The 11,731-nt window shown below is 61.0% G+C and carries 8 protein-coding genes; 2 read left to right on the forward strand and 6 right to left on the reverse strand.

The window, feature by feature from the left end:
- Positions 1-38 precede the first annotated feature (38 nt).
- From JTP94_RS17285 to JTP94_RS17305, 5 genes are all read right to left on the reverse strand, one after another.
- Positions 39-1,526, reverse strand: coding sequence for a lipopolysaccharide biosynthesis protein (locus JTP94_RS17285; protein WP_204851705.1), 1,488 nt, complete (start codon positions 1,524-1,526; stop codon positions 39-41).
- Positions 1,527-1,825: 299 nt separating this feature from the next.
- The gene (locus tag JTP94_RS17290) at positions 1,826-2,458 is read right to left on the reverse strand and encodes a J domain-containing protein (RefSeq protein ID WP_204851706.1); all 633 of its coding nucleotides are present in this window, start codon (positions 2,456-2,458) and stop codon (positions 1,826-1,828) included.
- Positions 2,459-2,826: 368 nt separating this feature from the next.
- Complete coding sequence (locus JTP94_RS17295) at positions 2,827-4,329, reverse strand: DegQ family serine endoprotease (protein ID WP_204851707.1); 1,503 nt, start codon at positions 4,327-4,329, stop codon at positions 2,827-2,829.
- Between the two features lie 266 nt (positions 4,330-4,595).
- Positions 4,596-5,252 (reverse strand): DUF2161 domain-containing phosphodiesterase, encoded by a 657-nt coding sequence (locus JTP94_RS17300; RefSeq protein ID WP_204851708.1) that lies wholly within the window; start codon positions 5,250-5,252, stop codon positions 4,596-4,598.
- A gap of 35 nt (positions 5,253-5,287) precedes the next feature.
- Entirely contained in the window at positions 5,288-6,184 is an 897-nt protein-coding gene (locus JTP94_RS17305; protein WP_204851709.1) for a LysR family transcriptional regulator, read from the reverse strand.
- Positions 6,185-6,330: 146 nt separating this feature from the next.
- On the opposite strand from JTP94_RS17305, the gene JTP94_RS17310 reads away from it, so the two are divergent.
- Positions 6,331-7,524: an MFS transporter gene (locus JTP94_RS17310; protein ID WP_204851710.1), complete on the forward strand. Its 1,194-nt coding sequence runs from the start codon at positions 6,331-6,333 to the stop codon at positions 7,522-7,524.
- Positions 7,525-7,552: 28 nt separating this feature from the next.
- Positions 7,553-8,383 (forward strand): aldo/keto reductase, encoded by an 831-nt coding sequence (locus JTP94_RS17315; protein WP_204851711.1) that lies wholly within the window; start codon positions 7,553-7,555, stop codon positions 8,381-8,383.
- Between the two features lie 51 nt (positions 8,384-8,434).
- Here JTP94_RS17315 and JTP94_RS17320 read toward each other — a convergent pair whose 3' ends face one another.
- A complete protein-coding gene (locus tag JTP94_RS17320) occupies positions 8,435-11,725 on the reverse strand; it encodes a GH36-type glycosyl hydrolase domain-containing protein (protein WP_204851712.1) in 3,291 nt (1,096 codons plus the stop codon).
- Between the last annotated feature and the right edge of the window lie 6 nt (positions 11,726-11,731).

Genomic DNA, 11,731 nt, shown 5'->3' on the forward strand with positions numbered 1-11,731 from the left:
GCTGCCTTATTTCGATCCGTTGCCCGCGACGGCAGTTATTAAGCTTTTGCGTGACGACCTTGCAGCGTCGTGCGCACCAGGAAGAGGATTCTTTCCCTGCATAGGAGGAAGATAAGAGCTGAATAGGTGATGCCGCCGACCAGAATTTCGCTGACCAGGCGTGAAGCCAGGGACCAATCGCGCATGGCAGACGATATCGCCAATACCGCGACAAGCATGCCGAGATAGGCGGCGATCGGTCTGAGGAACTGGCCGAAATATTGCGGGATGCTTAGCCCGATCAACCGGGAGACCATCCACAGCGTCGCGGGCCACAGCATAAGCACTTCGACCATCAGCGCAAAGACGATGGTGCTAACGCCGTATTTGTAAAGAAGAAGCACGGTCAGGATGGTGACGATGTTGCGCACCAGCTGGTAGTAAAACCACCAATCGGATTTGCCCTGGCTTGTGATCAGGGATGCCTGGATGACGCCTATGCCGGCCATCAGGCCGATCACGCAGAAGAAGCGCACCGGCCAGATGGCCGCCGCCCAGTGCGGGCCGAAGATCAGCGGGATGGCATCGTCGGCAACGGCCGCGAGCCCCATGAAAGCCGGAAAGGAAATCAGCGAGCAGCCGAAGGTGGCCATGAGGAAGGCCTCACGGACCTTGTTCTGATCGTGCTGCAGGGAGGAGAGCAGGACATGGCTCACCGAGGTCAGGCCGCCGGCGACCACGTTGTTGAGCATTTCATACAGGCGTCTAGCGAAATTATAGATACCGAGTGCTGCCGGGCTCACCAGGGTGCCGATGATCAGCTGATCAAGGTTCATGGTCTGCAGGAACCGGTTGCCGGAGGCGAATATGCCGTAGTGCAGCAATTCCCGCAGGCTCGAGAGCTTGATCCTGACACCGGGCAGCCATTTGGCGCCCCAGAAGGCTGCAATGCAGGCTGCGGCCGGCGCCGCGATCTGCGCGATCGCAAGCGCCCACAGGCCGAAGCCGGCGAAGATCAGCGACAGGCAGATGGTCGCGGATACGCAGGTGGCGATTGCTGTACGCGCCGCCGCGAGGTGAAAGGACATCGTCCTGCCGATCAAGGCGTTGGGAACGATGATCATCATGTCGAAGAAAATCTTCAATCCGATGATCATCAACAGGCTGACGATCTCGTCGTGGCCGACCCAATGGGCAACGGTCGGGGAAAGGACAAACAGCGCGGCATAGAGAATGGCCGCCGAAAGGAAGGACAGCCAGAAGACCGTGTCGAGATGGCTACGCCGGATCGACTTCTGCTGGATCAGCGCTTCGCCGAAGGCTGTAGGCCCAAAGCCGGCGGTGAAACTGACGATGGCGAAGGCGAGCGCAACGAGACCGAAATCCTGCGGCAGAAGAAATCGCGACGTGACAACGAAGACAAGACTGTTGAGCGCCGTCGGGATCAACGTGTCCAGTGCCGACCAGAATGCGCCCCTCAATGCGGCCCGCGATCGGTTTTCGCTCAGATGTTCAAAGACGATGTCATCCGCTTGGGAAACCAGCAATCGCATACTCCACGTTTTAAATTTTCAACCGGCGCAGGCGTCTTCCGGCGTCGGCCGATCGTCGTGCGGCCATCTTTCGATGGATCCGAACGGCGTACTGGAGGCTTCATCTAGGCCAGCCCTTCGATTTGTCTAGGGACGATTGTTGCATTGCAACATAGCGTTGCTGAAAAGAGCCTGCGATCGAGATAAAGGCGAGCAAACCGACCGTCTTCGAGGTGGCTTCGGTCGACCGCGAAGATCAGCCTGGATGGGCTTTTATCGATGTCCTCACATGCAAGCTATGATCAATGGCGCAATCACTGGGCGGCGGAGCGGACCTTGGGCGCTTCGTCCCATTCGATATCGGGTGCCAATTCTGGCTCGTCTTCAGATTCGTCCATGACATAGAGATAGCCGTCGAGCATGTCGCAGGCGCGTTCGTTGGCGCCGATCTTTGATTCGGTTTCACTGATTGCGGTGGCTATCGCCTTGATGCGTGCCCGCAGCATGTGGCCGACAACATCCTTGCCGGGGCGTTTTCCAAGACGGTCGAGATGAAGGTTGATCCGATTGGAATGCCGCTCCAGTTCGCTCTTGCTGAAATGCGCCTTGCGGATCTCTTCGAGAAGAGCCGCCCGCATCTTGGCAACCGGATCGAAGGTCCCGGGTTCACGTTCGTCCAGAACCATATCGGTAATAAGCTTCTCGATGGCGACCAGCGCCTGCAGATCGACGGCATCGGTCAATTCGACATCGTAGCCGGTGTCGTCGAAGACTTTTCGGCGCACGGGATCCAGAAGCAGCTCATAGGCCTTCTGCAACTGCGAGAAGGCGTCGGTATCGCCGCCGGAATCGGGGTGTGCCGCCTTCGCCCGCTTGCGATAGGCCGCCTTGATCTGCTCTTCGCCCGCATCGCGCGCAACGCCGAGAATGTCGTATGGATCAGTCACTCCAACTCCTGCCGCCGCTTCGTCCTGTCCCAAGGGCCGAAGCCCTTTGCCGTTGATTTTTCCGGCAGGCAAAAAGGTCCGCCATCGGGTCGTTCCTATCTGCCCACGACGTCTTTGTACCATCACAAAGGCAGAGTTTGGACAAAAACAGCGATATGTCAAAGCCGAAGCCGAGTCTTCTGTTAGGGATGTCCGGGGTTGTCAAGCGGGTCTTCGCGTTTCGGTTCCCGATCACGTCGCAGCGGTCGAGGGTTGCTCACGCTCTGAGATAGCGCGGGACGCAGGCGCCGATGTTTCGATCTGTGATACGAAAAAGCCCCGCTTCCGGCGCCGGAAGCGGGGCTTGTTGTGTTTGTGGCTTTCAGGCTTCAGGCGGCCGAGAACGGTACGGCCACGAACGTCTTGTCGCCATCGCGCTCGATCAGCAGAAGGACGGATTTGCGGCCATCCTTGCTTGCCTGTGCAACGGCGGTCTGCACCTCGTGGGCGTTGCTAACCGGCTGATCGTTGACCGAGACGATGATGTCGCCGGTCTGGATGCCGGCTGCGGCGGCCGGCTTGTCCGGGTTGACGCTGGCAACGACTGCACCCTCGACGCCGTGCGGCAGGTTCAACTGCTGGCGTAGATCGGGGGTGAGGTTGGCAAGGCCGACGCCGATGCTCGGCTGGTTGGAAGGCTGAACCTTGCCATCGCCATTGTCATTGGCGGCCTGCTTGCTGTCGTCATTGCCGCCGATGGTGACATTGACGTCCATGCTCTTGCCGTTGCGCCACAGGGTAACCGAACGCTGGTCGCCCGGGGACAGATCGGCGACAAGCCGCGACAGGTCCTTCGGCGTCTTCACGCTTTCATTGCCGACGGCGGTAACGACGTCACCGCTCTTGATGCCGGCACGGGCAGCGGGGGTTCCGTCATTGACGCTGGCAACGAGCGCACCTTGCGTCTGCGACAAGCCCATGGCGTTGGCGACATCGGCGGTTACCGGTTGGATTGCAACGCCGAGATAGCCGTGATCGATCGAACCATTCTTTTCCAGCTTGGCGACGATCGTCTTGGCTTCGTCGGAAGGAATGGCAAAGCCGACGCCGACACTGCCGCCGTTGGGCGAATAGATGGCGGTGTTGATGCCGACCACATTGCCTTCGCGGTCGACAAGCGGGCCGCCGGAATTGCCGTGGTTGATGGGGGCATCGATCTGGATGAAGTCGTCATAGGGGCCGCTATGCAGGTCACGGCCACGGGCCGAGACGATGCCGGCGGTGACTGTCGTGCCGATGCCGAAGGGGTTGCCGATGGCCAGGATCTGGTCGCCGAGCTTCAACTTGTCGGAATCGCCCCAGGCGATGGTTGCCAGCGGCTTCGGTGCCTGGATCTTCAGGACGGCAAGGTCCGATTTAGCGTCGGCGCCCAGCAGCTTGGCCGGCAGTTCGGTGCCGTCATCGAGCGTCACCTTGATGTCGACAGCGTTCTGGATGACGTGGTTGTTGGTGACGATGATGCCGTCAGGGCTGATGACGAAGCCGGAGCCGAGTGCCATGGCACGCTGGCTCTGCTGCTGGTGCGGCGCCTGCTTCGGGAAGGGGATGCCCTGGTTTTCGAAGAACTGGCGGAACTGCTCGTCCATCGGCGAGTCGCCGCTGTCGGCGCTCGTGTCCGTCGCCTTCATGGTTGTGGTGACGGTGACGACGGCAGGCTTGTCCGCGTCGACGATCGGGGCGAAGGAGCCGCCGGGCGCGATGATGCCGGCAGGCTCGGCTGCGGCTGCGAGGGTTGCGGACGTGCTGAAGGCAAAAGGCAACGCGCCCGCGCCGACGATGATGGCGGCTCCGACAATGGCGGCGGTGCGGTGTTTGCGGAGAAGAGATGACATGGCAAAAGTCCCTTGCGAGATTGTTGGCGAATTGGCGTCTTGTCCATCTCCGGGACAGGCGTCGAATGGGTCCACGTCAATTCGTTTTCGGGAGCCTTTGTTTCCCGCATTTACTGTGGGGAAGCGAAGTATAAAATTGAATTGGCGCTGTCATGTAATATGATCCGCCAATTGACTTTTACAAATTAAATATTGATCATGTTATTATTGCAAAATTTTAAGATATTACATGAATTTAATTTTTTGCAGCCGGAATTTCTCCATATTCAGGGCTGCGGCGCCGGCCATCGTTTAAGCGCTTCCGCCCCGACTTCCGTGAGCGCATAGATGCCGCGATCGACGCGTTCGAACCAGCCGTAGACGTTATCCCTCAGAATTTGCGGCGCCTTTGGCGCTGCTGCACGCATATCTTTCGGTTTCTGCACGCCGTTTTCGATCGCTGCGGCGCAGGCAAGGGCCTGCTGGCGATAGGCAGTCATGATCGGCTTGCGTGTGCTGCCGCCCAGTGCCGGATCGCCCTTTCGCCGGCGATGTTCGTCAACAAGCCGTGATCTGCGACGGGCATTCTTGCGCGGCATCGGCGAGAGCGGGCTGACGACGATGTCGACGGTGCCGCTGTCGGCCACCGCCAGCATGCCGAAGCCAAGCCGCCGGCATAGGTCGCGGAAGCGCCGGTCGCTTTCGCGACCTTTGCCCTTTGCCGAGACCCGGGCGGCAATCCAGACTTCGTCGCTCGCCGCAGCACGATCGACTGCCTGCAGGATCAGTTCCAGATTGAAAGTGAGCTTCAGCTCGCAGATGACGACGACGGGCGGCTCGCCGTCATTGAGCCCGACGAGATCGCAGCCGCCGATCTCGCCCTTCACGGCATAGCCCGCCGTCTCGAGAAATGACTTGATCGGGAGGTAGAGTTCCGTTTCCAAATCCTGCTCTCCGCTCTGGAGTGTCCGGATTCGGTTTATCCGATTCGGTTAACCAGAAAGTCGATAAAGGCGCGAATGCGGGCCGCCAGATGCTCATGGCCGGCGTAGACGGCATGGATGTTTTCGATATCTTCCGGATTGAAGTCCTCCAGAACTGTTACCAGCCGTCCAGCATCGATGTCCGGCTGCACGTGAAATTGTCCGATGCGGGCAAGCCCCATGCCCTCAAGGCAAAGGCTGCGCACGGTCGGGCCGTTGTTGGCCTGGAGATTGCCCTCAACGGTTTTCACGAATTGCGCGCCGCTATGCGGATCGCGAAAAGGCCAGCCTTCGGCGGTCGCACGAAAATTGAAGGTCAGGCAATTATGGCGGTCGAGCTCTTCCGGCGTCTTCGGAAGACCCTTCCTTTCGACATAGGCCGGCGATGCGACGACGACGCGGCGGCTTTCCAGCAGCTTGCGGGCCTTGAGCGAACTATCGCGAAGCAATCCCGAACGGATGGCGACGTCGGCGCGCTCGCCGACGATATCGATGATGCTGTCGGTGAGCGAGATGTCCAGTTCGATCTCCGGGTAGCGTGCCAGGAAATCGGGAATGAGTGGCACAAGGCAGCTCACGCCAAAGGCGACGGAGGCGCTGACCCGCAGCGATCCGCGTGGCACGGCCGCTCCGCCGGCTGCCACGATCCGCTCCGCCTCCTGAATATCCGCAAGGATCGCCTGCGCCTTTTCGAGATAGATCTCCCCTTCCGGCGTCAATTGTAGGGAGCGCGTCGTGCGCACCAGAAGACGGGTGTTCAGCCGCTCTTCCAGCCGGGTGACGAGCTTGCTGACGGCGGATGGAGACAGGCGCAGTTTCCGTCCGGCAGCCGAGAAGTTGCGAAGGGTCGCCACCTGAACGAAGACGTCCATCTCGCCGGCGCGATTGTCCATCTTTGACTCCCGACTTTGAATTCAATTCACAAGTGTTGCGTTTATATAGGCGATTATCGATTGAATGTCCCGGCCCCATATTCTCTCTCGAACAAGAACCTGTGCAGCCGGAACTCTCCGGTCTGCCTTTTGGATCGGGTGATCTCATGCCTCTCGCTCTTTTTGCGTTGACGATCGCTGCCTATGCGATCGGGACAACCGAATTCGTCATCGTCGGTCTGCTGCCCACCGTGGCGAACGACCTCCATATCAACCTGCCGCTCGCCGGCCTCATCGTCAGCGTCTATGCCCTCGGCGTCACCTTCGGTGCACCGATCCTGACGGCGCTCACCGGCCGTATCGAGCGTAAGCCGCTATTGCTCGGCCTGATGGCGCTGTTCATCATCGGCAACAGCATGGCCGCTTTGAGCCCGTCCTATGCGCCGCTTTTGGTTGCTCGCGTGCTTTCTGCCTTTGCTCACGGCGTATTCTTCTCCGTTGGCTCGACCATTGCGGCCGATCTCGTGCCGGAAAACCGCCGTGCCTCGGCGATTGCCATGATGTTCATGGGCTTGACGGTTGCCATCGTGACCGGCGTTCCCCTTGGTACCTTCATCGGCCAGACCTTCGGCTGGCGCGCCACCTTTGCTGCCGTCGCAGCCCTCGGCGTCATCGCTCTTGCCGCGATCGCGCTGCTGCTGCCGTCGAACCTGAAGAAGGCGCCGCCAGCCAGCATCGGCGAGCAGGTTCGCGTGCTTGCAAGCGGCCGGTTGCTGATCGTCTTCGCCATGACCGCGCTGGGCTATGGCGGTACCTTCGTCACCTTCACGTTCCTGGCATCGATCCTGCAAGACGTGACCGGCTTTCAAGCCTCTGCTGTCAGCCTCATCCTGGTGCTCTATGGTATCGCCATTGCCATCGGCAATGTCGTCGGCGGTCGCCTTGCCAACGGCAATCCGGTCCGCACGCTGACGTGGCTGTTTGTTGCCCAGGCGATTGTGCTGGCGCTCTTCACCTTCACGGCCGTTTCGCCATGGCTCGCCATTCCGACGCTCGCAGCCCTTGGCTTCCTGTCGTTCGCCACCGTGCCCGGCCTGCAGCTCTATGTCGTCCAGCTTGCCCGCGAGGTGCGTCCTGCCGCCGTCGATGTCGCCTCGGCCCTCAATATTGCCGCCTTCAATCTCGGCATTGCCGCCGGTGCGTGGGTTGGCGGGCTGGTGGTGGAATCTTCGCTTGGCCTCGGCGCCACGCCTTGGGTCGGTGCGATCCTGGTCGTCGCTGCCCTGCTGTTCACCCTCTGGAGCGGCGCGCTCGACCGCCGCTCGGCCTCCGCGACGCAGGCCGTCTCCTGCGCTGCCTGATCAAACTTTGCAATCGAAAGGACAATCCATGCAAATCGTCAGCGCCAACGGCGCCTCCATTCCCGCTCTCGGTTTCGGCACGTTCCGCGTGCCCGGGCCTGACACCGAACGCATGGTGGCGCATGTACTCCGCAACGGCTATCGCCACATCGATACGGCTCAGATCTATGGCAACGAAGCCGAAGTCGGCGATGGCATCCGGCACTCCGGTATTGCCCGCGCCGATCTGTTCCTGACCACAAAAGTCTGGGTCGAGAACTATCGCCACGACGCTTTCGTCGCCTCGGTTGACGAAAGCCTGACGAAGCTGAAGACCGATTACGTCGATCTCCTGCTGCTCCACTGGCCGAACGCGACAGTGCCGCTTGCCGAGCAGATCGGCGCCCTGAACCAGGTGGCAAGAGCGGGGAGGGTGCGCCATATCGGCGTTTCCAACTTCAACCGGGCGCTGATGCGCAAGGCCGCGGAACTGAGCGAACTGCCGCTCGTCACCAATCAGATCGAATATCATCCCTATCTCGACCAGTCCGCTGTGATCGAGACGGCGAGAAGCCTCGGCATGTCGGTTACCGCCTACTATGCCATGGCCGACGGCAAGGTGCTGTCGGATCCGGTGTTGAAGGAGATCGCCAGCCGGCACGGAAAATCGGTTGTCCAGATCGTCCTGCGCTGGATCGTGCAGCAGGGTCTGGTTGTACTTTCGAAGACCGTTTCCGAAAGCCGCGCAATGGAAAATGCGGCCATCTTCGATTTTGCACTGACGCAGGATGAGATGGCGGCAATCCACGCGCTTAGCCGCCCGGATGGCCGCATCGTCAGCCCTGATGGACTTGCACCGGTATGGGATGAGGCAGCTTAATTCTAGAACGAGGGAGCCGCACCAGCGGCTCCCTGCTTGCTATTCATAGGATTAAGCCTTGAAATCCAGCTTTGCCTCGCACGCACCGACCGAAGCCGGCAATAGCGGCTTGCGGATGCGCTGGCCGAAGTCCCGCTTGAAGCCGAAGACATTGCCGATCAGGCTCTTGGTATAGAGGCCGGGGCCGCTCGAGTAAGTGCGCCAGCCTCCATCCACTGCAATATCGCCCGCCTTGACGCGAGCCCAGTCTGACGAAGCGTGATAGCGATCGTCGAAGGCGGCGTCGCTGCTGCTGAGATAGGTGTTGCGCTGGCGCAGCGATGCATGCTCCAGCCGGCCGCTGACGGCGATCGGATTGGCGAGCGCCAGTGCCGCCCACACCGCTTCGGCATCGTCGTCGAGCGCCAATGCCTCGCAGTAGCGCAGATGCGCATGCACATACATAAGGCCGATCTCGCGGCCGAAGAAGGACGAGGATTCAGCGCGGCGGAACAGCGTTTCGGGTCCGCCAGCATAGGTCGCCGGCTTCTCCATCAATCGAACGCCATCCGGGAACAGCAGGTTCTCACGGATGATCTTCATATGGTCGTGACGCTGCTCCGGCGTGAACAGGCCGCCGATCATCGGCTGCGTCATCGCAATCAGCGAATAGTGCAGGCCGGTCCGGGTATCCTGCGGGTGCAGCAGCAGTTCGACGCCATCATGGCTCGGATCGAAGACGCCATAGCCGGCGACGATGCCGTCTCGCATCAGGAGCCGGTTGAAATCGTCGCGCATGGCGGCTGCAATCTCCTGCAGTGCCTGCGCCTCATCGCTGCGGCTGTTGAGCGTCAGGATCTTGGCATAGCGCACCAGCTGCTCGTAAAGCAGTGAAACGGTCCAGCTGCTGACCATCCAGTCGCGCAAGTGCGGGTCGGCCGGCTGCAGACTGTCGTTCCAGTCGCCGTCGCCGTAGCGGATAAGGCTCGTGCCCTTCACGAAGCGGCTGCGCACGGTTTCGAGCAGCTTTTCTACGTGATCGGAGATCGTTGCATGCTCTGTGGTCAGCTGCATGGTGTCGTCGGCACGCCACGGCACCGTTTCGGCGAGGAAGGTGATATCGCCCGTCGCCTCGATATAGTCGCACAACGCCTTCAGCGGCCAGACGACGATATCGCCATGGGCGTCGCCGGCGCGGATATTGGCGTAGGGCTCCAGCATGAACCATTGCGGCCAGTCGCCGCGATCGCGATACTGCTCGGAAAAGACGGTGCTCAGAACCTGCCGGGTTTCCTCGTCGTGCTCGTAAGCAAGCAGGAATTCCACGGGACCCTGGCAGACGTCACGCGTTCCCCAGGCCGCACCGGTATATTGCTCAAGCCCATGCGGCACGCTCAGGTGCACGATCGCATCATGGGCAATCCAGGGCACCATGACGGCCTGCGCGATTACGTCCGGGTCATCGCCTTCGATGCGTGCGTTGCGCGTCACATGGCTCCAGAAGCGCTGCGCAGGCGCCAGCATCTCTTCGCTCGTCACGCCCGCAGCATAGCGAGCGGCAAAAGCCTCGCCCGCAGCAGCGTCGGCCATCGAGCCGGTAACGGCAAAGCGCAATTCCTGCGTGGGATGCGACTTCATCGCGATGAACGGGCCATTGCGCGAGGTGCCGTCGTCATAGAGCAGTTCGTCGCCGCCGATGGCCTCGAAGGCGTCGGGTGTCGAAGTGACGAGATGATAGGCTGCCTGCGGATAGCGATCCCATAGCCACGAGGGCTGCGGGCGGAAGGAAATCTGTTTGTTCTCCGTATCGATGGCAATATTGGCAACGGCTTCATAATCGCGTTCGCCGAGCACGATATGGCCGAATATCAGGAAGCGGCAGGCTTTCCCTTCGACCGAAACGTTCCATTGCATGGCCGGATCGTCGCCGGAGGCGATTGCCGACACTGTGATGGTGCGGCCGGACAGCCGATAGATCCAGCTGGTATCGCTCAGCCCAATCTCGAAGGCAGCGGGCACGCCGAGCAGGCGCCAGCCCTCGCCGAGATCGACGAGGATGCGCAGCCCGCTCGACCGCGTCAGATTGTAGGGGTCGCGAGAGACGGAGAAGAGTTTGTGGAAGGAAGTGTTGCCGATGGTCAGCTGCGCGGCGAAGATGCCCTGCATCCAGCAGGTAGCAGCCAAGGTCTGGTCGTCGAGCAGCATGTTCTGCCCGCTGCGGACGATGGCGCCGTGACGGCGCGCCACGACACGCTCCTTTTCGCTGAGCACGATGTGCCGGTTGTGCGGCCCATCCGGCACGAAGAAGGAAATGAGCTTCCCGTCGACATGCTCTTCGAGCATGCGCTTGGGATAAAGCGTATCGATGTAGGCCTGATCAAGGGTGTCGCTGACGGCGAAAGGTGCGTCCTGCACAAGGCTGCGGGCAGGCGGCGCGGCGACGATCATGTCATCGGCCAATTCACCCAGCAATTTCGGCAAGGGATCGAGGCGCGCAAGATCGGCGTCGCTCGAGGCGGCCGGATGGTCGGCAACGAAGAGACCGAAGAAGGTCGTTGTAGCTGTCGCGCCCGATGCCAGCGATAGCGGCTTCGACTGGATCGCCGGGCAGGCGACCTCGTGCTGCCGGCGTACGCTCGGTAGGCTGACGCCGAAGTCTGGTACCATGACGCCGTCATTGTCTTTCGACGGCACAAGGAGCTGGATCGCGTCGGTCGCGTAGGCCGCTGCACCCTCCAGGCAGCCCTGCGCCAGCCAGGGGTTGCGTTTGCCGCCCTGCTTGAGGTTCTGCCGGTTCATGACCACGGGCCCGAATACGGCATGGCTGGCGATATGATGATCGATATATTGCGAGGCATAGGCCTCGCTGTTCATCAGGAAGCCGCGATCGCCAAGACCGACGTCCTGAAGGAGGACGAGATCGGCCGTGAGCGCTGCGCTGGTGGTGTTTTCCAGCGATACCTGCCAGAACCACGTGGCTTCGCCGGGGTACAGCTGGAGGCTGACCGTGTGCTTGATGCCGGCCGTCTCGCCGCTCCAGCAAAGGCCGCTCTCGGCATGACCGAAACGCACGGCGGCCTTCGGACCGACGATCTCGGCCGTTTCCGGCTTTGCGCCGCCGACGCGCAGATTTTCCGGCTTTGCGCCGCCGACGCGCAGATAAAGCCGGCCGATGCCGCCATAGACGGGCGATCCGAGCACCTGATTGATCATGACGCCGCCCTGCTGGTCGGCGAAATCGATTGAAAACAGCGTGCCGTTCGGCAGCGCTGAAACCGAAAGACCGGCACTATTGGTAAGCGTGGTAAGACCGAGTTCTTCGCGACGGGGCGTCTGAAAGCTGCGATTGAAGTCCGAGGACATAAGCGG

Source organism: Martinezella lusitana (genome assembly GCF_016901135.1).
Taxonomy (GTDB): domain Bacteria; phylum Pseudomonadota; class Alphaproteobacteria; order Rhizobiales; family Rhizobiaceae; genus Rhizobium; species Rhizobium lusitanum_D.